The organism is Streptomyces sp. PL-25 (genome assembly GCF_058344915.1).
The window spans coordinates 6496820-6517382 of sequence record NZ_CP136997.1 but is presented as its reverse complement, the minus strand read 5'-3'; the positions used below and the strand labels follow the sequence as shown (position 1 = coordinate 6517382).

Annotated in this window: 17 protein-coding genes; 2 read left to right on the top strand and 15 right to left on the bottom strand. The window is 73.0% G+C overall.

The window, feature by feature from the left end:
- Positions 1-38 precede the first annotated feature (38 nt).
- From R4Z62_RS28965 to R4Z62_RS28935, 7 genes are all read right to left on the bottom strand, one after another.
- A complete protein-coding gene (locus tag R4Z62_RS28965; protein ID WP_491521333.1) occupies positions 39-2105 on the bottom strand; it encodes a phosphocholine-specific phospholipase C in 2067 nt (688 codons plus the stop codon).
- Positions 2106-2235: 130 nt separating this feature from the next.
- Positions 2236-3093: an STM4011 family radical SAM protein gene (locus R4Z62_RS28960; protein ID WP_064536258.1), complete on the bottom strand. Its 858-nt coding sequence runs from the start codon at positions 3091-3093 to the stop codon at positions 2236-2238.
- 8 nt (positions 3094-3101) lie between these two features.
- On the bottom strand, positions 3102-4472 hold the full coding sequence (locus R4Z62_RS28955; RefSeq protein WP_355480567.1) for an STM4012 family radical SAM protein: 1371 nt from the start codon (positions 4470-4472) through the stop codon (positions 3102-3104).
- Positions 4469-5335 (bottom strand): STM4013/SEN3800 family hydrolase, encoded by an 867-nt coding sequence (locus tag R4Z62_RS28950; RefSeq protein WP_491521938.1) that lies wholly within the window; start codon positions 5333-5335, stop codon positions 4469-4471. Before R4Z62_RS28950 ends, R4Z62_RS28955 begins: the two co-directional genes overlap by 4 nt.
- Positions 5336-5417: 82 nt before the next feature.
- Positions 5418-6671, bottom strand: coding sequence for an STM4014 family protein (locus R4Z62_RS28945; RefSeq protein ID WP_491521332.1), 1254 nt, complete (start codon positions 6669-6671; stop codon positions 5418-5420).
- Positions 6652-7608 carry an STM4015 family protein gene (locus R4Z62_RS28940; protein ID WP_064536250.1) on the bottom strand — a complete coding sequence of 319 codons (957 nt, stop codon included), beginning with the start codon at positions 7606-7608 and terminating at the stop codon, positions 6652-6654. Before R4Z62_RS28940 ends, R4Z62_RS28945 begins: the two co-directional genes overlap by 20 nt.
- A gap of 7 nt (positions 7609-7615) precedes the next feature.
- On the bottom strand, positions 7616-8572 hold the full coding sequence (locus R4Z62_RS28935; RefSeq protein WP_491521331.1) for an STM4015 family protein: 957 nt from the start codon (positions 8570-8572) through the stop codon (positions 7616-7618).
- 223 nt (positions 8573-8795) lie between these two features.
- Between R4Z62_RS28935 and R4Z62_RS28930 the strand changes: the two genes are divergently transcribed.
- Entirely contained in the window at positions 8796-9122 is a 327-nt protein-coding gene (locus R4Z62_RS28930) for a DUF8820 family protein (protein ID WP_064537740.1), read from the top strand.
- A 94-nt stretch (positions 9123-9216) separates the two neighbouring features.
- Positions 9217-10407, top strand: coding sequence for a DUF6745 domain-containing protein (locus R4Z62_RS28925; RefSeq protein WP_491521937.1), 1191 nt, complete (start codon positions 9217-9219; stop codon positions 10405-10407).
- 43 nt (positions 10408-10450) lie between these two features.
- Here the strand turns inward: R4Z62_RS28925 and R4Z62_RS28920 are convergent, their stop codons facing one another.
- The 8 genes from R4Z62_RS28920 to R4Z62_RS28885 form a co-directional block, all read right to left on the bottom strand.
- Positions 10451-12634, bottom strand: coding sequence for a discoidin domain-containing protein (locus tag R4Z62_RS28920; RefSeq protein ID WP_491521330.1), 2184 nt, complete (start codon positions 12632-12634; stop codon positions 10451-10453).
- Between the two features lie 116 nt (positions 12635-12750).
- Positions 12751-14355, bottom strand: coding sequence for a glycoside hydrolase family 13 protein (locus R4Z62_RS28915; RefSeq protein ID WP_491521329.1), 1605 nt, complete (start codon positions 14353-14355; stop codon positions 12751-12753).
- A 51-nt stretch (positions 14356-14406) separates the two neighbouring features.
- Positions 14407-15285 (bottom strand): carbohydrate ABC transporter permease, encoded by an 879-nt coding sequence (locus tag R4Z62_RS28910; protein WP_064536242.1) that lies wholly within the window; start codon positions 15283-15285, stop codon positions 14407-14409.
- Positions 15282-16247 (bottom strand): carbohydrate ABC transporter permease, encoded by a 966-nt coding sequence (locus R4Z62_RS28905; protein ID WP_385489600.1) that lies wholly within the window; start codon positions 16245-16247, stop codon positions 15282-15284. Before R4Z62_RS28905 ends, R4Z62_RS28910 begins: the two co-directional genes overlap by 4 nt.
- A 6-nt stretch (positions 16248-16253) precedes the next feature.
- The gene (locus R4Z62_RS28900; RefSeq protein ID WP_064536237.1) at positions 16254-17603 is read right to left on the bottom strand and encodes an ABC transporter substrate-binding protein; all 1350 of its coding nucleotides are present in this window, start codon (positions 17601-17603) and stop codon (positions 16254-16256) included.
- A 150-nt stretch (positions 17604-17753) separates the two neighbouring features.
- Entirely contained in the window at positions 17754-18752 is a 999-nt protein-coding gene (locus R4Z62_RS28895; protein WP_173860912.1) for a LacI family DNA-binding transcriptional regulator, read from the bottom strand.
- A 57-nt stretch (positions 18753-18809) separates the two neighbouring features.
- Positions 18810-19625, bottom strand: a complete 816-nt coding sequence (locus R4Z62_RS28890) for an ABC transporter permease (RefSeq protein WP_064537738.1) — start codon at positions 19623-19625, stop codon at positions 18810-18812.
- A gap of 38 nt (positions 19626-19663) precedes the next feature.
- A complete protein-coding gene (locus R4Z62_RS28885; protein WP_491521328.1) occupies positions 19664-20560 on the bottom strand; it encodes an ABC transporter permease in 897 nt (298 codons plus the stop codon).
- Positions 20561-20563: the final 3 nt, after the last annotated feature.

Genomic DNA, 20563 nt, shown 5'->3' with positions numbered 1-20563 from the left:
GCGAGCCGGCCGGAAAGCAACCGCCGCGCGGACGCCGGTCAGCCGGCCGCGATCGCGGGGTCGCTCACTCCGGGAAGGCCGTTCTCGACATGCCCGGCGAACCTCCGCACGAACGACGGATCGCCCGCGGAGGTGACCGTCAGGTCGTACCAGCGCCGGCTCGCGGCGAGGGCGAACCGGCGGCGCACCGTGGCCCCCGCCTTGACCGCGACCTCCACCGGCCGGCCGCCGTAGCCGACGGTCACCCTGAGCCGTGCCGTACCCGTCCCCCGGTGGGTGAAGGTGAGCTCCACGTCGTCGCCCGCGTAGCGCGCGGTGACCTCCGGGCCCGCCGTGCGGCCGGGGCCGCGGAAGGTGCGCAGGAAGCCGTTGGGGCCGTGCACGGTCAGGTCGTACGAGCCCCCGGAGTAGGCCGAGTTCCAGGTGTCCGAGACGGTCCGGCCGGCCTCGGTGGTGTAGGTCCAGGGGCCGTCGGTGCGGTTGCCCGAGGTGATCAGGAAGGCGGCCCCGGCCTGCGCTCCGGAGGCGAAGGACAGGGTGAACCTCCCGGCCGCCGGGTCCGCCGAACCGTCCACCACGGGCGCGTACTTGAGCGGACGGGCGGGCCGGCTGCCGGGTTCCTGGCGGGGCAGGGAGCCCTGGGCGGGCGGGACCGGGACGTAGTCGGGGTGGCGGTCGCGGTCCGGCGGCGCGTAGCCGGAGGTGTCCGGCAGGGAGACCGGGCGGCTGTCCGCGCGGGAGAAGTCGAACGCGGCCGTCAGATCGCCGCAGACCGCCCGCCGCCAGGGCGAGATGTTCGGCTCGCGCACCCCGAAGCGGCGCTCCATGAACCGGATGATCGAGGTGTGGTCGAAGGTCTCGGAGCAGACGAACCCGCCCTTGCTCCACGGCGAGACGACCAGCATCGGCACCCGCTGGCCCAGCCCGTAGGGACCGGCGACCTGACCGCCGCCGCCCTTGAACAGGTCCGGGCCCGGGTCGACGGTGGACAGCCCCTGGTCGGCCGAGTCCGGCGGGAAGGGCGGCACGAGGTGGTCGAAGAAGCCGTCGTTCTCGTCGTAGGTGACGAACAGGGCGGTTCTCGCCCACACCTGCGGATCACCGGTGAGCGCGTCCAGGACCTGGGAGATGTACCAGGCACCGTAGTTGGCGGGCCAGTTGGGGTGCTCGGTGAACGCCTCGGGAGCGACGACCCACGATATCCGGGGCAGCCTGCCGCCCTTGACGTCGGCCCGCAGTTGGTCGAAGAAGCCCTCGCCCCGGCTCGCGTCGGTGCCGGTGCGGGCCTTGTCGTGGAGCGGGTCGCCGGGCCGGGCGTTGCGGTACTGGTCGAAGTACAGCAGCGAGTTGTCGCCGTAGTTGCCCCGGTAGGCGTCCTGGATCCAGCCCCAGCCGCCGGCGGCGTCGAGTCCGTCGCCGATGTCCTGGTAGATCTTCCAGGAGACCCCGGCCCGCTCCAGCCGCTCGGGGTAGGTCGTCCAGCTGTAGCCCGCCTCGTCGTTGCCGATGACCGGGCCGCCGCCCTTGCCGTCGTTGCCGGTGTACCCCGTCCACATGTAGTAGCGGTTGGGGTCGGTGGAGCCGATCAGCGAGCAGTGGTAGGCGTCGCAGACGGTGAAGGCGTCGGCGAGCGCGTGGTGGAAGGGGATGTCCTGGCGGGTCAGGTACGCCATCGTCGTACTGCCCTTGGTGGGCACCCAGCGGTCGTAGCGGCCCCGGGCGTGGGCGGCGTGCCCGTCGTTCCAGCCGTGCGGGAGGTCCTGCACGAAGGCCAGGCCGAGGTCGTCGGCGTCGGGGCGGAAGGGCAGGATCTCCCGGCCCGCGGTGCCCTTCTGGTACCAGACCGGCTTGCCGTCGGGCAGGGTGACCGGGCGCGGGTCGCCGAAGCCGCGCACACCCCGCAGGGTGCCGAAGTAGTGGTCGAAGGAGCGGTTCTCCTGCATGAGGACGACGATGTGCTCGACGTCCTCGACCGACCCGGTGCGGTGGTGGGCGGGCAGTGCGGCGGCGCGCTGGATGCTGCCGCTGAGCGCGGTGAACGCCGTGGTGGCGCCCGCGATCTGAAGGAAGCGGCGCCGGTTGACCTCGGGGGTGGGTGACGGCATGGGGGGTCCTCTCCTCCTGGTGTGCGGATGGCCGGAACAGTCGGAGTGCTGCGCGCCGAGTGTTCCAAGAGCACCGGACGGGAGGGAAGGGTGCGGTGTCACCTGTGGGAAAGCCGTCGGTACAACGGGGCTACGGGACCACCACGGGCGCGGCCGGTATCCGTTCCAGCACGCCGCCCGCGAACACGTCGTACAGCGGCAGGGTCTCCAGGTGGACGTAGCCGATGTGGCAGTCGCACACGGCGAGCGGGCAGGGGCGCGGGCGCAGCGCGGCCCGATAGGAGCCGTCGTAGAGGTTGCCGAGTGCGGCGCGGACGAAGTGGCAGCGGCGCACGGTGCCCTCGCCGTCGACGGAGACGACGGACTCGCCGGTGCGGCAGGGCAGTCCGGCGCTGGTGTGCGGGTGGCGGCTGTAGGGGAAGAGCGGGTCGATCGCGGTCCAGCGGCCGGCCTCGGCGTCGTCGTAGACGTGCCCCTCGGCGGCATTGATCCACAGATAGACGTGCGCGGGCAGGTCTGCGCGCAGGCGGCGGGCCTCGGGCAGGTGCTCGGGCAGGCCGACCACGCCGACGCTGAACCGGATCGAACGGTCCGCCAGGTCACGGCACTTGGCGAGGAAGCGGTCGTACGGCGTCTGGCCCGGGTGGTAGGTGCACCACAGGGCCAGCGTGTCCGGGTCGGCGTCGGCGAGCCAGTCGGTGCGGCAGCTCAGGTTGGTCTGGATCGCCACCCGCCGGATGTGCGGCAGGCGGGACAGCTCGACGAGTGTGCGCCGGTACCAGGAGCGCACCAGGCCCTCGCCCCAGGGGGTGAACAGCACGGAGAGCCGGTCGCCGCGCTGCCCGGCGGCCCAGTCGGCGAACCGCTCCAGGCTCGCGCGGTCGGCGCGCAGTTGCTCGCGGCTGTCGCGCCGCTTGGCGAACGGGCAGTAGGGACAGTCGTAGTCGCAGGAGGCGAGGGGGCCGCGGTAGAGGAGGGTGAGGTCCATGGCGCGGCTCACTTGCGGGCGTAGGCGGTCATGGCGGCGCGGACCGCGGGCGAGAACAGCTCGGGTCCGAGGGCGTCGGAGTGGGCCAGGCCCTCCGGGGTGAGCCGCAGGGCGGTGCGCGGGTCGGTGGCGGCGAGCCAGCCCCGCTCGGCGAACCGGGCGAGTTCGGCCGGGAAGTCCTCCTCGGGCGCGGTGCCGAAGCGGGTCCGGTACTCGGCCGTGTCGAGGCCGTCGGCCTGGAGCAGCGACTGGAGCAGATGGCGGCGGCGGGCCTCGCCGGCGTCGACGCGGCGGCCGTACTCGGCGTGCGCGAAGTCGGCGGCGGGGCGGGCGACGTAGTCGTCGACGATGGCGCGTATCTCGTGGGTGCCGACCGCGTAGTCGAAGGAGTAGTGCAGGTCGGCGGTGTAGGAGCGGGCGCCGCAGCCCAGGCCGATCATGCCGTCGCTCTGGCAGGCGTAGTCGTCGGCGCCCTGCGGCGGGGCGTCGGTGCGGCGGAACATGCGCATGGACTGCTGGGTGTAGCCGTGGGCCAGGAGGTGGTCGCGGCCCGTCCGGTACAGCCGCAGCCGCTGTTCGTCCCAGGATGGGTCGGGTCCGGTGGCGCGGCGGCCGAGTCCGGTCAGCGGGCGGATGTAGAGCGGGTAGAGGTAGAGCTCTTCGGGCCGCCAGGCCAGGGCCGCGTCCAGGGAGCGCAGCCAACTGGCCTCCGTCTGCCCGTCGATGCCGTAGATCAGGTCGATGTTGAGCACCGGGACGCGCGCGTCGCGGATCCGGGCGAGGGCCGCCTCGACGTCCGCGCGGCGCTGCGGGCGCACCGCCGCCCGTGCCTCGGTGTCGTCGAAGCTCTGCACGCCGAGGCTGAGCCGGGTGGCGCCGCGGTCGGCCAGGACCTCCAGCCGGTCGGCGGTGGCGGTGGCGGGCGAGGCCTCCACCGACAGCGGGACGGCCCGCAGGTCGGCGCCCATGCGGTGTTCGGCGATGTCGCAGAGCCGGGTCAGCTCGGCGGCGGTGAGGAAGGTGGGGGTGCCGCCGCCGAAGGCCGCGGTGGCGAACCGGACCGGCGCGCCGTCCCCGAGCGCGTCGCGGACGGCGCCCGCCTGGCGCTCCAGGGCGTCCAGATAGGCACCGGTCAGCCCGTCCGGGGCGCCGATGCGGGTGAAGAGGTTGCAGAAGCCGCAGCGCACCTCGCAGAACGGGATGTGCAGATAGAGCGAGAGCGCGTCCTTGGGTTCGGCGGCCCACAGGGAGGCGAGCCGGGGGCGGTCGGGCAGCCGCCGGTAGGCCGTCTTGTGCGGGTAGGCGTAGACGTAGTGCTGGTACGGGCTCGGCGGTGCGGGTGCCTTCCCGGCGGGCCGCAGGCTGGTCACGGTGGTCATCGGGGGGCTCCGGAGGGGGCTCGGGCTGCGGTGGGGCTGGGGGGTCCGGGCTCGGCACCGGGTCCGGGCTCCAGGAAGAAGTGGGCGTAGGGCACCGTCCACACGGACTCGTGCCCGAGGCGGTGGCCGGTGTAGCCGTCGTCGCCGTAGGCCGTGCCGTGGTCGGAGCAGACGACGGCGAAGCAGCGGCGGCGGCTGCTCGCGGCGGCGAACAGGCGGCCGATGTGCCGGTCGACGTACTCCAGGGCGGCGGCGTGCGTCTCCCGGCTGTCGCCCGCCTCGCGGGTGGCGCCGGGCAGATGGAACCAGTTCGGCTGGTGCAGGGCCGACACGTTGACGAAGAGGAACAGCCGCTGCTCGCGGGGCAGTCGCCGCACCGCCTGCTCGGCGCACGCCACCTGCGCCTCGAAGGATGTCGGCGAGGCCACGCCGAAGCCGGGCTCCCAGTGGGACTCGTGGAAGAGTCCCGGCAGCACGGAGCCCAGCGCGCCCTGCTTGTTGAAGAAGCCCACACCGCCGACGCACACCGTGTGGTAACCGGCCTGGGCGAGGCCGGAGATGAGGTCGGGGGTGTCGAAGACCCAGGTGCCGTCCTTGGTCGTCTCGCTGCCCGCGAAGCTCGCCGCGAACAGGCGCGGGTGCGGCCCCGGCGCGGCCGGGGTGGGCAGGAAGCCGGCGAAGATCGCCTGGTGGGAGGCGTAGGTGAAGGAGCCGGGCGCGTGCCGTCGCTCCCAGTGGCCGCCGGGCAGATGGCGGGCGAGGTGCGGGATGCGGCCGGCCGCGGCGAGTTCGGCGGCGACGTCGTGGCGCAGGGTGTCCAGGGTGACCAGGAGCAGGTCGTGGCTGCCGACCACCTCGTGCATGTCCGGGCTCGTCCCGGCGGGTGCGGCCGGGGGTGCGGGGCTGACGCGGCGCCGGGGCGGGTCGTGGGGCGGGGGCGTCGGGTCAGGCGACGGCATGGCCGGGTCCTGTTCTGTGCTGGGGTGCGGGCCGGGAAGACAGAGAAGACGGAGTAGGCAGAGAAGGCGGAGAAGGCAGAGAAGGCGGGGAAGGCCGAGAGGAGCGGGCCGGGGCCTCGGTCCGGTGGTGCGGGCGGGCGGGGGCGCCGAGGACGGCGGCGACCTGCGCCGCGTAGGTGTCGAGCCTCTCGGCGCCGCTGCCCGGCAGGCCGGTGAGCCGGGGCAGCAGATCGCCGAAGGCGTTGACCTCGCCGACCGCGAAGCGGCGCCAGCCGACGGCCGGCAGCAGGTCGACGCCGACGCACAGGGTGCGCGGGAAGCAGGCCGCGGCCCGCTCGCACACACCGAGCACGTCGGACCAGCGGCCCCCGGCGGCCTCCACCGCGCGCCGCGCCGCGTCGAGGTCGCCGCGGGCGCCGCCCAGGTGGAGGTTGGTCAGGGGCGCGGTGCTCGTGCGCACCACGGCGTGGGTGGCGCGTCCGGCGACGACGAGCACCCGCAGGTCGGCGGCGCGGCCCTGCTGGGACGCCTTGGGCACCCAGCGCTCCAGGTGCAGCCCGTCGGGCGCCAGGGTGTCGACGACGGCGGCGATGTCGCGCTCGTCCTCGTAGCGGCGGATCCGCAGCGAGTTGTACAGCCGTCCGTCCTCGGCGCGTTCGACGGAGGTCGTGGCCCGTACGCGGCCCCTGCCGCCGGACTCCACGGCGAGGACGCCGGATGCCGAGGAGCCGTGCGCGAGCTTGACGAACAGCCGGGGCATGCGGTGCTCCCGCATCAGCCGCCGTACGTCGTCCCAGCCGCCGACCGCCGCGGCGGCGGGCCCGGACGTCGGGGAGGACGGCACGGGCACACCGGCCGCTTCCAGGACGGCGTGGCAGCGGCGCTTGTCGAAGAGCACCGCCAGGTCGCCGGGATCGTCGAGGCGTACGCCGCCGCGCAGGCCGCCCACGGCGGTCAGGAACCGCGTGTACCAGCGGGCCGAGCCCTCGACGCGGGTGGGGTCGTCCACGCCGCGCAGCAGCAGGTCGGCCTCCGCGTTCTCCCCGGGCGAGTCCAGGCGTACGGTCTCGCCGGGCGCGAAGTCGGCACCGCCCGCCCGCAGCACCCCGGTCCACGGCACGACGCGGGGCGCGGGCAGTCCGGCGGCACGCACGGCCGCGGTGAACAGCGCCACCCGGCGGTTCTCCGGGTTGCCGACCACCGCGAACCGCGGCGCGCTCTCACTCTCCGACGGCGACATAGCGTTCCCGTGCCCGGCCCGCGCTGTGGGCTGGGGTGAGCCCCAGGTCCACGCCGTGCGGCGCGAGGGTGGCGCGCAGCCGCTCGGTGAGCGCCTCGCTCATGAAGTGGTGGCGGAGGTCCAACGACTTCAGGTGGGTGAGCGGCTGTCCGGCCAGCAGGGCGCCGCCGCCGTCCTCGCCGAGGGTGCCCATGGACAGGTCGAGCGAGTCGAGTCCGGCGACGACGGGCGCGGCGGCCACGGCCGCGGCGATGTCGTCCTGGATGTCGCTGTTCTTCAGGCCCAGGTGGCGCAGGCGGGGCCGGTCGCCGAGCGAGGCCAGCAGCGCGTCGGCGTCCGCGCGGGTGCAGTCGCCGCCGTACCAGGAGGTGCCCAGCCACAGATCGAGGTGTTCGAGGGCGGGCAGGTCGCAGGCGCTCACCGCGTGCACCACCGGGCGGGGCAGGCCGCCGGACTCGATGCGCAGCGTGCGCAGCCCCTCGTGCCGCAGCGGTTCGAGCACCAGGTCCTCGGCGCCGCGGACGCCCAGTTCCGCCAGGTGCGGCCAGGCGCGCAGGACGGTGGTCACATCGCCCTGCTTGATCCAGGAGATCTCGGACTCCTCGGACTCCACGTCGGCGAGGAACAGCGCGCGCAGCCGCGGGAAGCGGTGGGCCTCGGCGGTCAGCGCCTCCAGGACGGGGCCGATGCCGTGCTCGTCCCACTCGTCCCACCAGGCGCCCAGGACGAGGGCGGTGACCTGCTCGGTGGGCACCTCGTCGAGGAACCGGGGCCACAGTGTCGCGAAGGGGATCTCCTCCCACAGGCAGGACAGCCGCCAGGCCACCGCGCCGGGCTCCGGCGGTGCGGCGGGGACCTTGCGGCGGGGCTCGGGCGCCGCGAAGTCGTGCACCGGCAGGCCGTGGAAGCTCGTCAGGTGCGAGGGGTAGTAGCGCATCGGAGTCTCACTCCCCCGCCGCGACATAGCGGACGACGGTGCCGTCGCTGTCCTCGTACTCGTCGGTGTCGCTCGCGTCGAGGTCGATCTCGACGCCCGCCGGTTCCAGCGTGGCGCGTATGCGCTGCTGGAGGGGTTCGGTGACGTAGTGGTGGTGCAGATCGAGCTTCTTGAGGTGGGTCAGCGGCTGGCCGCCCAGCAGGGCGGTGGCGCCGTCGTCGGTCAGGACGCCCATCGAAAGGTCGAGCACGTCGAGGCGGGCGACGACGGGGGCGGCGGCCACGGCCGCGGCCACCGCGTCCTGGATCTCGCTGTTGCGCAGCGCCAGGTGGCGCAGTCGGGGCAGGCGGGCGCCGCCGAGGATCGGTTCGAGGTCGGCGGGTTCGGAGTCGGCGCCGTACCAGGACGTGCCCAGCCACAGGTCGAGGTGTTCCAGGGCGGGCAGGTCGCTGGCGCCGATGCCGCGCACCACCGCGACGGGCAGCCCGCCGGTCTGCACCGTCAGGGAGCGCAGGTGCTCATGGCGCAGGGCCGGGAAGGCGAGGCCGGTGCCGCCGCGCACCCCGAACTCCTCCAGTTCCGGGAAGCCGCGCAGCACCGTGGTCACATCGGTCTGTGTGATCCAGGACAGCTCGCACTCCTCGGAGACCATGTCCCCCAGGAACAGGGCTCGCAGCGCGGGCAGCCGGTCGCGGGCGGCGAGCAGGGCCTCGATCTCGGCGTCGGGGCCGTTGTCGAAGGGCTCGTCCCAGGGGCCGACGATCAGCGCGCGCACCCGGGTGGTGTCCACCGCGGCGCAGAACCGCTCGAACTGCTTGCGCCAGCCGTCCTCTTCCTCCTCGATCTCGACGGCGATGCGCCAGGCGACGGTGTCCGGGGCGGGCAGGTCCACCGCCGTCGGGTCCTCGGGGCAGGTGAAGGCCGGCAGGCCGTACAACTCGGAAAGGTGCTCGTAGAGGGCCATGCGGGCGGCTCCTGACAGGCGGCGGCGGACGGGATCTCGACTGTGCGAGCAGTTCTACCAACCGGCACTGACAACGCCGGGCGGCGGGGCGGGGCCGCGCGCCACCGCCCGGCGTCCGGCGGGCCGTTGCCGGTGGCCGGCCGCCGGGCCGTTGTCAGTGGTGGCTCGTACTGTCGTCGTCATGGCCCGGGGCGCGGTGCGCCGGGCGGAGAGGGGGCTGCCCGTGTACCGGCAGGGAGATGTGCTGATCGTGCCCGTCGCCGAGGAGGCGGTGCCGCCGCACGCGCGGCGGGCGCCGAAGGAGCCGCGGGACGCGCGCGGCCGGATGGTCCTGGCCCTGGGCGAGGTCACCGGTCACGCCCACGCGGTGGTGGGTCCGGGGGAACTGGTCAGGGAGCCCGGCCCGTTCGGGCCGATGCTGCTGCGGCTGCCCGAGGGCGGCCGGGTGGTGCACGAGGAGCACGCGGCGATCACCCTGTCCAAGGGGTGGTACCGGGTGATCCGGCAGCGGGAGTACGTGCCCGGTTCGGTGCGGATCGTCGCGGACTGACGGGGCGGGCACGGTGCGGCACATGACGACGGCGGAACAGACGGACCAGACAGAGCAGACGGAACAGAAGGAACAGAAGGAGCGGGGGGACACGATGACGGTGGCGACGGAGCGGGCGCCGGACGGTGCCGCGCAGGCCGGTTCCACGCGGGCCGGTGCCGACGAAGCCGGTGGCACGGGGGCCGCCGACGCGGTGGCGCGGTGGCGGTCCTGGGCGACGGCGGCACGGCCCGCCGACCGGGCCGCGGCCGAGGAGGGCGTACGGCTGGCCTACCGGCGGGCAGGGCTCGCCGAGCCGGAACGCATCGTGTGGGGCCCGTCCCCGCGGGCGGGTGTGCGGCTGGTGCAGGACCTTCAGGACGCCGGTCCCAGCGTCCGGGACGCGGTCCGCACCGGCCCGTGGGCGGCCGAGCGGCGCCGGACGCAGGCGGAGCTGGGCGCGGCCGGCTGGTCGGCGCGCTGGGCGGCGACCGGCGGTGCGCTCTGGGAGCCGACGCAGGCCCTGGTGGACCGGATCCGCCGAGGCGTGCTGGACGATCTCACCGGGACGGCCGACGGCGGCGGGACGCACGCCGGTGCGGGCGCCGGCGGCAGCACCGGGACCGACAGCGGGACCGGGAACGAGGCCGGGAGCGAGGACGAGGCCGGGAGCGAGGACGAGGCCGAGCTTCGGCTGATCCTGCTGGACGCGGTGCTGGGCCAGCACGACGCGCCGTGGCTGGCCGCGTTCGACACCGGCTGGCCGCCGCTCGACGGGCTGGCGCTGGTGTGCCGCAGCGCCGGCTGGTGGTGGCCGTTCGAGAAGGCGGCGGTGATCTGCGAGCGGCCCGTCGCCCTGCACCGCGACGAGGCGGGGCGCCTGGACCGCGGGGACGGCCCCGCGCTCGCCTACCCGGACGGCTTCGCGCTGTACGCGTGGCGGGGCATGCCGGTCCCGGCCGCCTTCCTGGCGGAGCTGAGCACCCTCACCCCGGAGCGCATCCGCACCGAGGAGAACGCGGAGCTGCGCCGTGTGATGCTGGAGCACTACGGCTACGACCGGTATCTCGCGGACTCCGGTGCCGTCCCGGTGCACCGCGACGAGACGGGCACACTCTGGCGGATCGACCTGGAGGGGGACGAGCCGGTGGTGATGGTGGAGGTGCTCAACTCCACGCCGGAGCCGGACGGCACCCGCCGCACCTACTGGCTGCGGGTGCCGCCGTCGACCCGGGAGGCCAGAGAGGGCGTCGCCTGGACGTTCGGTCTCGGCGCCGAGGCGTACGCACCGCTGAAGGAGACCTGAGCGGCGGCGGGCGCGGTGCGGCCCGCCGCCGCCCGGCGCGGGGTCAGGGCGCCGTGTACGCCTCCACCTCGCTGAACTGCCCGGCCGGCCAGCCGGTGTTGCCGGTGACGGTCAGCCGCAGCCAGCGCAGGCCGGTGCCGTTCGGCAGGGCGACGGTGGCGCTGTTGCCGCTCGCCGGGTCGAAGCGGTAGCCCTGCGCGCCCGCCACGGTGGTGTAGTGCGTGCCGTCGGTGCTGCCCAGGACCGCGACGGTCTGGGTGCGGGCGCCCCAGGCGGCGGACGGCGGGAGCTTCAGCACCAGCCGGCGTACGGTCTGGCTCGATCCGAGGTCGACCGTGAGGGACTGCGGGAAGGCGTTGTTGGCGGACTCCCAGTAGCTGTTCGCGTCGCCGTCGACCGCCTTGCCGGGTGTGTACACGTCCTGGGAGCCGGTGGCGGTGGCCGGGCGGCCCTTGGCGAGGTTGCGGTTCGGGTCGGGGTCGGGGTTGCCCTGTCCCGGCTGCGGCCAGGTGGAGCAGTCCGACCAGGTGCTCGTCCAGCCGGAGTTGCCGCCGCCGTCGGTGATCGCGAAGCTGCCTGAGCCGTTCGGGTAGGGGCAGTTGTAGACACCGGCCGCGCCCACCCCGGTCGCGGTGACGTTCCGGAACGTGGCGGCGCCCTGCGCTTCGGCCTGGACGACGACCGTGCCGGTGTTCTTCACGGTCGCCCCGGTGATGTCGACGTTCTTGACCGGGTAGCCCTGGCCGCCGCCGGAGACGAACTCGAAGGCGCTGTAGGGGCTGTCGGTGACGGTGGTGTCGGTGATGTGGACGGTGGCGTTGATGGCGCTGTCGTAGGAGTCGACGCGCAGGGCGCCCATCGGGTGGTTCCAGTTGGGGTTGAGCGCGCCCGCCCGCACCAGGGTGTTGCCGTCGACCGTGATGGTCCCGGCCAGCGGGGAGAAGGGGTCCATGAACTTCTGGTTGGAGATGGCGATGCCGCTGCCGAGGGCGTTGGTGTCGGAGACCAGGTTGCCGCGGACGGTGATGTCGGTGCCGCCGTAGACGGCGATGCCGTTGGCGAGGTTGGGCTGCGAGATGGTGTTGTTCTCGAAGCTGCTGTCGGTGTCGGGCGCGTACAGGGACCACATGGCCAGGGAGTCGTCGCCCTGGTTGCGCAGGAAGTTGTTGCGCACCCGTACGCCCTTGGCGTTGCCGTTGAGGTTGAGGCCGTCGGCGGTGGTGTCGAGGATGCGGTTGTTCTCCACGACGAGGTTGTCGTTGTCGCCGGTGAGCCACAGACCGCACTTGAGGTGCTGGATCCACATGCCGGAGACGGACGAGCCCGGTCCGAGGGAGCCGTTGACGAAGTTGTCGGGGCTGCCGTCGTTGCGTTCGGTGACCTCGCCGATGACCGCGAAGTCCTTGAGGTGGACGTTGCCCGCGGAGCTGCCCTGGTTGACGAAGCTGGAGCTGTGCACGACGGAGTACCAGCTGCCCGCGCCCTGGAGGGTGACGTTCTGTACGCCGCCGAGCGCGGAGGTCAGCCGGTAGTCGCCCGGCGGGATCCACACCACCCCGCCCTGTGCGGCGTTGATGGCGTCGCGGAATGCCTGCGTGGAGTCGCCCTGACCGGTGGGGTCGGCGCCCTTGCCGGTGACGGAGACCGATCCGGCGGGCTGGGCGGCGGCCGGTGCGACCTGTTCGAAGTCGGCGACGTCCACGGTGACCTGGACGTTCGTGGCCACCAGGGCGATCTTGTCGCCGGCCTGGACGTTCTGTCCGAGCAGCAGCCGGGCGTTGTCGTAGAAGTGGTGGGTCTTGGCCCCGGCGATCCAGCCGGTGTCCACGTAGGAGTACTTGGAGGTGACGGTGAGCGTCCTGGCGAGCCGGGTGCCGTTGACGTAGACGTCGAGGGTGCCGGACTGGCCGTCGGGGACGGTGTAGGCGACGTTCAGGGCGTTGGCGGCGCGCGGCGCGGTGAACTCCACGCGCTGTCCGGAGGCGAGGCGGACGGCCTGGCGGCCCGACGCCTCGGAGGCGAGGGTGCCCTGGGTGAAATCGGGGCCGATCTTCGTGCCGGTGGTGGTGGCGGACTCGGCCTCCACCGAGGTGAAGGGGAGGTTCGCGCCCGCCGCCGCGTGCGCGGCGGGCGCGGTGAGGGTGACGAGCATGCCGGCGCCGAGGGCGACGGTGGCCGCGAGAGCCGGCAGGCGACGGGCGGATCTGGGCGTGCTGGTGCCGTACATGTGCTGATCCCTTCGTGGTGGGGTGCGGGGATAGCGCTGTGCGGGTCGGCGGCCGGGGGCCCCTGCGGTCGTGGGGAGGAAGCCGGCCGGTGGCGGGCCCCCGGTGCTGCGCGGGCTCAGTCGCGCAGCCAGACCGCCGTGTCCTGCGGGATGCGGCCCGAGTCGTCCAGGGGTCCGCTGGCCAGCAGGAGTCGGGTGTGAGCGGGTGGTGCCACGGGGTCGGCGCCGAGGTTGACCACGCAGGCCGTGCCCTCGGCGCGGCGGAAGGAGAGGACCCCGTCGGGGGCGTCGTGCCAGGTGAGGGGGGCGTCGCCGAAGTGCGGGCGGAGCCGGATCGCCTCCCGGTACAGGGCCAGCATGGAGCCGGGGTCCCGCTGTTGCCGGTCGACGGCGTGGGCGGCCCAGCCCGCGGGCTGCGGCAGCCACGGTTCCCGGTCCGCGCCGGTGCCGAAGCCGGCGTGGGGGGCGTCGGCCGTCCAGGGCAGCGGGACCCGGCAGCCGTCACGGCCCGGGTCGGTGCCGCCGGAGCGTACGTGCATCGGGTCCTCGATGCGCGCCGGCGGGATGTCCGCCTCGGGCAGGCCCAGCTCCTCCCCCTGGTAGACGTAGACGGCGCCGGGCAGGGCCAGGGACAGCAGGGCCGCCGCGCGGGCCCGGCGGGTGCCGAGGACCGGGTCGGTGGGGGTGCCGAACGCCTTGGCGGCGAAGTCGAAGCCGGTGTCGGCGCGGCCGTAACGGGTGACGGTCCGGGTGACGTCGTGGTTGCACAGCACCCAGGTGGCGGGGGCGCCCACGGGCGCGTGCTCGGCCAGGGTCTCGTCGATGGAGCGGCGCAGCCGGGCCGCCCCCCAGGGGCAGGCCATGAAGGCGAAGTTGAAGGCGCTGTGCAGTTCGTCGGGGCGCAGATAGCGGGCGAAGCGCTCGCTGTCGGGGAGCCACACCTCGCCGACGAAGACGCCGCCGTAGTCGTCGGCGATCCGGCGCCAGGAGCGGTAGACGTCGTGGAGTTCGTCGCGGTCGACGTAGGGGTGCGGGTCGCGGCCCGGGGTGAAGTCGGGCAGGCGGGGGTCCTTGGCGAGCAGGGCCGCGGAGTCGATGCGGACCCCGGCGACGCCCCGCTCGAACCAGAACCGCAGGATGTCCTCGTGCTCCTGGCGGACGGCCGGGTGCGCCCAGTTGAGGTCGGGCTGTTCGGGGGCGAACAGGTGCAGGTACCAGGCGCCGTCGGGCAGCCGGGTCCAGGCCGGGCCGCCGAACTCGGACGTCCAGTCGTTGGGCGGGAGTTCGCCGTGGGCGCCGCGGCCGGGCCGGAAGTGGAACAGCTCGCGCTCGCCGCCGCCGGCCAGCGCGGCCCGGAACCAGGGGTGCTGGTCGGAGACGTGGTTGGGCACGATGTCGACGATGGTGCGGATGCCCAGCTCGCGGGCCTCGGCGATGAGTTTCTCGGCCTCGGCGAGGGTGCCGAAGGCGGGGTCGACCGTTCGGTAGTCGGCGACGTCGTAGCCGCCGTCCTTCATCGGGGACAGGTACCAGGGGTTGAACCACAGGGCGTCCACGCCGAGTGCGGCGAGGTACGGCAGCCGGGAGCGGACGCCGGCGAGGTCTCCGGTGCCGTCGCCGTCGCCGTCGGCGAAGCTGCGGACGTACACCTGGTAGATGACGGCGGAGCGCCACCAGGCGTCGTCGGCGCGGCTGCTCCGGGCAGGGGTGGGCTGTCCCACGGTGCGTGCCTTTCTGTCTCGGTCTGTCTCGGTGCGAGGGGCCGGGTCAGGTCAGCCCTTGGTGCTGCCCGCGCTGATCCCGGCGATGATGTGCCGCTGGAAGACGAGGAAGAGCGCGACCATCGGGATGCTGGCGATCACCATGGCGGCGATGAGCACGGTCAGCTGGATGTTCTGCGACAGCTGGACGAGGGCCACGCCGATGGGCTGCTTGTCGGTGTCGGAGAAGACCATCAGCGGCCACAGGAAGTCCTGCCAGACGGCGACCAGCGCGAAGATGGACACCACGCCGAGCACGGGCCGCGACATCGGCAGCACGATCGACCACAGGGTGCGCAGTTTTCCGGCGCCGTCGATCTCGGCGGCCTCCAGGACGTCCCGCGGTATCTGGTCGAAGAACCGCTTGAGCAGGTAGAGGTTGAAGGCGTTGGCGACGGCCGGCAGCCAGATGGCGAGGGGGTCGTTGAGCAGGCTGGTGTGGAGGAGCGGCAGATCGGCGACGGTCAGGTACTTCGGTACGACCAGCGCCTGGGCCGGGACCATCAGGGTGGCGAGGATGCCGCCGAGGATCACCTTGCCGAAGGCCGGTCTCAGCTTGGACAGGGCGTAGGCGGCGGCGGTGCACAGGACGAGCTGGAAGGCCCAGGCGCCGGCCGCCTGGACGAGGGTGTTCCACAGGTGCCGGGGCAGTTGCATCAGGTCCCAGGCGTCGGTGTAGGCACTCAGGTGCCACTGCTCGGGCACCAGGGTGGGCGGGGTCTGCGCCACCTCGTCCGGCGACTTCAGGGCGCCGGTGACCATCCAGTAGACGGGGAAGAGGAAGGCGAGCGCGAACAGCAGCACCACACCGGTGAAGACGGTCCAGTAGAGGACCTTGCCGCGCGGGCGGGCCAGGGCCGCCGGGGAGACGAGGGTACGGGTGCTGCTCATGCGTCCTCCTGGCCGGAGCCGGAGCGGGTCAGCCGCAGGTACAGGGCGGAGAACAGGCCGAGCAGCACGAGCAGCATCACGCTGAGCGCGCAGGCGCCGCCGAAGTCGTTGTAGAGGAAGGCGTACTTGTAGATGAGGTAGAGCACGGTGACGGTGGCGTTCTCGGGGCCGCCGCCGGTGATGACGAACGGCTCGGTGAAGACCTGCATGGTCGCGATGATCTGGAGGAGCATCAGCATCAGGATCACGAACCGCGTCTGCGGGACGGTGACGTGGCGGACGCGCTGGAGGAGGCTCGCGCCGTCCAGTTCGGCGGCCTCGTACAGCTCGCCGGGGATGGACTGGAGGGCGGCCAGGTAGATGAGGACGGTGCCGCCGAGGTTGGCCCAGGTGGCGACCAGGACCAGGGAGACCAGGGCGGTGTCGGCGCCGTTGGTCCAGTTCGAGGTGGGCAGGTGCAGGGTGCGCAGCGCCTCGTTGGCGAGGCCGGCGCCCGGGTCGTAGAACCACTTCCACAGCAGGGCGCTGACCACCGGCGGGATCATCACCGGCAGATAGACGGCGACCCGGAAGAAGGCGCGGGCGTGCCGCAGTTCGTTGAGGACGAGGGCCAGCACGAACGGGACGGCGAAGCCGATCAGCAGGGCGAGTCCGGTGAAGACGAGGGTGTTGCGCCAGGCGTCGGCGAACTCCGGGTCGTGCAGGACGTGGGTGAAGTTGGCGGTGCCCACCCACTGGGGCGACTGGCCGGGCGTGTACTTCTGGAAGGCGATCACGACGGCGCGGATCGCCGGATACCAGGAGAACAGGGCGAAGCAGATCAGGCCGCCGAGCAGGAAGGCGTAGGCGCGGGCCTGTTCGGCCAGGCGGCGCCGCCGCTGCCCGGCGGGGCGGGGCGGCTGTGGCGGCGGGGGGACGGCGGCCCGCTCCCGCAGGGGCCGCCGCTCGGCCGTCTTGGTCATGGCGGCTCAGCTCCGCTCCAGGATGCCGTCGATCTTGCCCGAGGCGTCCTTCAGGAGCTGGTCGATGTCGGCGTCCTTCTTGGTGAGCACGGCGGAGACCACGCCGTCCAGCACGGAGTAGATCTGCTGGGCGCTCGGCGGTTCCACCTTCAGCGTGAGGCTCTGGTTGCCGTCCAGGAAGGAGCGGTAGTTCTCCACCGGCACATTGGCGTTGGCCTTCTTGACCTGCTGGTCGGTGGCGTCGGCGGCGCCGGTGAACAGGCGGGGCTCGGGCAGGCCGACCGGGGCGTCGTGCTTCTTGGCGCGGGCGTAGTCGCCGAGGAAGCCCTTGCCGGGGGTGAGGAACATGTGGTCGAGCCACTTCAGGCCGGCCCGGATCTGGGCGGGTGTGTCCTTCTTGCTGAACATGTAACCGTCGCCGCCGACGAGGGTGCCCTGCCCGCCGGGCATCGGGGCGAGGGCGAGGTCCTTGTAGTTGCCGCCCTTCTCCTTGACCAGGATCGGGATGTTGTCGGGGGCGGAGAGGTACATGCCGAGCTTGCCCGAACCCATCATCTGCTGGGCGTCGTTGATGACGAGGAGCTGCTTGCTGCCCATGGAGTCGTCGGTCCAGCGCATGTCGTGCAGGTTCTGGAGGACGGCATGGCCCGCGGGGGTGTCGACACTGGCCTTCTTGCCGTCGGCGCTGACGACGTCGCCGCCCTGGGAGTACAGCTCGGCGGTGAAGTGCCAGCCGCCCTGGTTCTGGGCGCTGTAGTCGGCGTAGCCGACGGTGCCGCCGCCGAGCGCGGCGATCCGCTTGGCGTCGGCGCGGACCTCCGCCCAGGTCGTGGGCGGCTTGTCGGGGTCGAGTCCGGCCTTCTCGAAGAGCTTCCTGTTGTAGATCAGGCCCATCGAGTAGCCGGTGCGCGGGATGCCGTAGACCTTGCCGTCGACGGTGTAGATGTCGCGCAGCTGCTTGCTGAGGGTGGGGTAGCTCTTGAGCTCCTTGACGTACGGGGTGAGGTCGGCGGCCTGGCCGGTGGCGACCACATGGCGGACGTCGGTGAAGTAGGTGTAGAAGACGTCCTCCATCTGGCCGCCGGCCAGTTTCGCGTCGAACGTCTTGGGGTCCTCGCAGGGGAACGCGTCGTGCGCGACGACGTCGATGTCCGGGTTCTGCTTCTCGAAGGACGCCACGTCCTCGTCGAAGAACGTCCGGTCGGTCCTGGCGCTCTTGGGCGGCTGGCAGTTGACCGTGATGCGGGTCTTGCCGTTCGCGGACGCGTCGTCGTCGGAGCCGCACGCCGTCGCGGCGAGGGCGAGGGAGCAGACGCCGATCGCGGCGACGGCATGGCGGAACCCGGTGCTTCTCATCGGTGGACCCCTCTGGACAGGAGCGGTGGGCGCCGCACACTCAAGCACCGGCGACAGGTCTTCGCAAGATGTCGCGCAGAATCTGCAATTATTTGACAGGGCGATGGATCTCCGGGACGCTACCCGGCATCGTCAAACCCGGAGATGGCCTCAGGGGCGGGGTGCCTGGGCGGTCGAGCCGCGGACCACCAGCTCCGGTTCGAACAGCAGCTCGTCCGCCGGTACGGCGCTGCCCCCGATCCGGGCGTGCAGCAGCTCCACGACCGCCTTGCCCATCGACTCGATGGGCTGGCGGACCGTGGTCAGCGGCGGTGCGGTGCAGTTCATCAGGGCGGAGTCGTCGTACCCCACGACCGAGATCCGCGCGGGGACGTCGAGTCCGCGGCGGCGCGCGGCCCGTACGACACCCAGGGCGAGCGGGTCGCTGGCGCAGATGAACCCGGTGACCCCGCGGTCGATGAGCTTGGCCGCCGCCGCGTGGCCGCCCTCGATGGAGAAGATGGCGCGGGCGACGAACTCCTCGGGCAGATCGGGGCGGATCGCGCGGGCCGCCGCGAGCTTGCGCGCGGACGGCACATGGTCCCCTGGGCCGAGGACGAGGCCGATCCGCTCGTGCCCCAGGGAGGCCAGATGGCGCCACGCCTGCTCCACCGCCACCGCGTCGTCGCAGGACACGCCCGGGAACCCGAGGTGTTCGATGCGGGCGTTGACCAGCACGACCGGGATGTTGCGGTCGGCCAGCAGCCGGTAGTGGTCGTGCGGCGCGTCCGACTGGGCGTACAGACCGCCGGCGAAGACGACGCCGGAGACCTGCTGCTGGAGCAGCAGTTCCACGTAGTCGGCCTCCGACACCCCGCCCTTGGTCTGGGTGCACAGCACGGGCGTGAGCCCCAGCTGGGCCAGGGCGCCGCCGATGACCTCGGCGAAGGCCGGGAAGATGGGGTTCTGCAGCTCGGGCAGGACCAGCCCGACCAGACGCGCGCGCTCGCCGCGCAGCTGGGTGGGCCGCTCGTAGCCGAGCACGTCCAGCGCGGACAGCACCGCCTGCCGGGTGGCCGCGGAGACTCCCGGTTTGCCGTTGAGCACCCGGCTGACCGTGGCCTCGCTGACCCCGACCTTCTTCGCCACTTCCGCAAGTCGTCGCGTCATGGCCGCAAGAATAGCGCAATTCATGCAAGCCGCTTGCGTTACCGAAGTGTGTGCCCGCTACACGCGGCTCGTGGTCGCCGTGTCGGACGACAGCCGCTGGGCGAGGTGGATCGGGACGACGGAGAGCAGCACCAGAACGGCCGCCACGACGTTCACCACGGGCGCCTGGCGCGGTCTGGTCATGTTGCCGTAGATCCAGACGGGCAGGGTCTCGACCCCGGGTCCGGCGGTGAAGGTGGTCACCACGATCTCGTCGAAGGACAGCGCGAAGGACAGCAGCGCGCCCGCCAGCAGCGCGGAGCGGATCAGCGGGAAGGTGACGTCGGCGAAGGCGCGCAGGGGGTGGGCGCCCAGGTCCGCCGCCGCCTCCTCGCAGGAGCCCGAGGTGCGCCGCAGCCGGGCCACCACGTTGTTGAAGACCACGACGACGCAGAAGGTGGCGTGCCCGACGACCACGGTGAACAGGCCGAGGCCGATCCCGAGCGGCGCGAGGACCGTGGAGAACGCGGAGTTGAGGGCGATGCCGGTGACGATGCCGGGCAGCGCGATGGGCAGCACGACGGCGAAGGACAGGGCGCCGCTGCCGAAGAAGCGGTGGCGGGCCACGGCGAAGGCGATGAGCGTGCCGAGGACCAGGGCGATCGCGGTGGCCCCCAGCCCGGCCCGCACCGACACCCACAGCGCGTGGCGGGCCCCCGAGCTGTGCCAGGCCGCCGCCCACCAGCGGGTGGTCAGCCCCGGCGGCGGCCAGCTCGCACTGCGGTCGGGGTTGAGGGAGTTGACGAGGACCAGCAGCAGCGGGACGTACAGCAGCGCGAAGCCCGCGCAGGCGGCGGCGCGCAGCGCGATGCGCGCCCGGCGGGAGAGGTACAACATGGCGGGAACCCCCTGTGACGTGCCGGGACGGGCGGTCAGAGCCCGCTGAGCGCGCCCGTGCGGCGCAGCGCCAGCAGATAGAGGACGATGACGGCGACGGGCACGGTGGCGAGGGCGGCGGCCAGCGGCGGGTCGAGTTCGATCTCGGAGTGGACGAGGTTGCCGATCAGCTGGGTCTTGCCGCCGACGATCTCCACGGTGATGTAGTCGCCGAGGCTGAGCGAGAAGGTGAAGACCGACCCGGCGGCGACCGACGGCAGCACGAGCGGCAGCACCACCGAGCGGACGGTGCGCCAGGGCCGGGCCCCGAGGTCGGCCGAGGCGTCCAGCAGCCCCGCGGGCAGCCGCGCCAGGGCGGTGTGCACCGGCAGGATCATGTACGGCAGCCACAGGTACGTCAGGGTCAGCACCGCCGCCGGCAGCCCGAACCCGGGGCCGCTCAGACCCAGCGGCCGCAGCAGCCAGTCGGCGAGGCCGCCCCGGGACAGGATGAGCCGCCAGGCGTACACCTTGACCAGGTAGCTCGCCCACAGCGGGGTGAGGACCGCCACCACGAGCAGCGGGCGCAGCCGGGGCCTCGCGACACACGCGGTGCAGAAGGCCAGCGGCAGGGCGATCACCGTGCACAGGGCGGTGACGGCGAGCGCCACACCGATGCTGCGGACCGTCACCTGGCGGTAGACCGGTGTCGTCAGCAGGGTGTGGAAGTTGTCCGCCGACCAGACCTTGACGACCGCCGAGGTGAAGGAGTCCGTCGTCCAGAAGGCGGAGACGAACAGCATGGCCAGCGAGCCGAGATAGAGCACGCCGAGCCAGAGCAGCGGGGCGGTGAGCAGCAGCCCGAGCCCGAGCCGGGGGCGCCGGTGCAGGGCTCCGGCGAGCCGCGTGAGGGGGCTGCGGGCCGGTGCGGCGGCCCGCTCGGTGGCGGCCACGGT

Bases quoted from the DNA above. Each gene is read 5' to 3' on its own strand.
- R4Z62_RS28955 (WP_355480567.1), bottom strand. From the start codon at position 4,472: ATGACCACCGTGACCAGCCTGCGGCCCGCCGGGAAGGCACCCGCACCG.
- R4Z62_RS28965 (WP_491521333.1), bottom strand. From the start codon at position 2,105: ATGCCGTCACCCACCCCCGAGGTCAACCGGCGCCGCTTCCTTCAGATC.
- R4Z62_RS28905 (WP_385489600.1), bottom strand. From the start codon at position 16,247: ATGACCAAGACGGCCGAGCGGCGGCCCCTGCGGGAGCGGGCCGCCGTC.
- R4Z62_RS28960 (WP_064536258.1), bottom strand. From the start codon at position 3,093: ATGGACCTCACCCTCCTCTACCGCGGCCCCCTCGCCTCCTGCGACTAC.
- R4Z62_RS28920 (WP_491521330.1), bottom strand. From the start codon at position 12,634: ATGTACGGCACCAGCACGCCCAGATCCGCCCGTCGCCTGCCGGCTCTC.
- R4Z62_RS28925 (WP_491521937.1), top strand. From the start codon at position 9,217: ATGACGGTGGCGACGGAGCGGGCGCCGGACGGTGCCGCGCAGGCCGGT.
- R4Z62_RS28950 (WP_491521938.1), bottom strand. From the start codon at position 5,335: ATGCACGAGGTGGTCGGCAGCCACGACCTGCTCCTGGTCACCCTGGAC.
- R4Z62_RS28945 (WP_491521332.1), bottom strand. From the start codon at position 6,671: ATGTCGCCGTCGGAGAGTGAGAGCGCGCCGCGGTTCGCGGTGGTCGGC.
- R4Z62_RS28940 (WP_064536250.1), bottom strand. From the start codon at position 7,608: ATGCGCTACTACCCCTCGCACCTGACGAGCTTCCACGGCCTGCCGGTG.
- R4Z62_RS28910 (WP_064536242.1), bottom strand. From the start codon at position 15,285: ATGAGCAGCACCCGTACCCTCGTCTCCCCGGCGGCCCTGGCCCGCCCG.
- R4Z62_RS28900 (WP_064536237.1), bottom strand. From the start codon at position 17,603: ATGAGAAGCACCGGGTTCCGCCATGCCGTCGCCGCGATCGGCGTCTGC.
- R4Z62_RS28935 (WP_491521331.1), bottom strand. From the start codon at position 8,572: ATGGCCCTCTACGAGCACCTTTCCGAGTTGTACGGCCTGCCGGCCTTC.
- R4Z62_RS28895 (WP_173860912.1), bottom strand. From the start codon at position 18,752: ATGACGCGACGACTTGCGGAAGTGGCGAAGAAGGTCGGGGTCAGCGAG.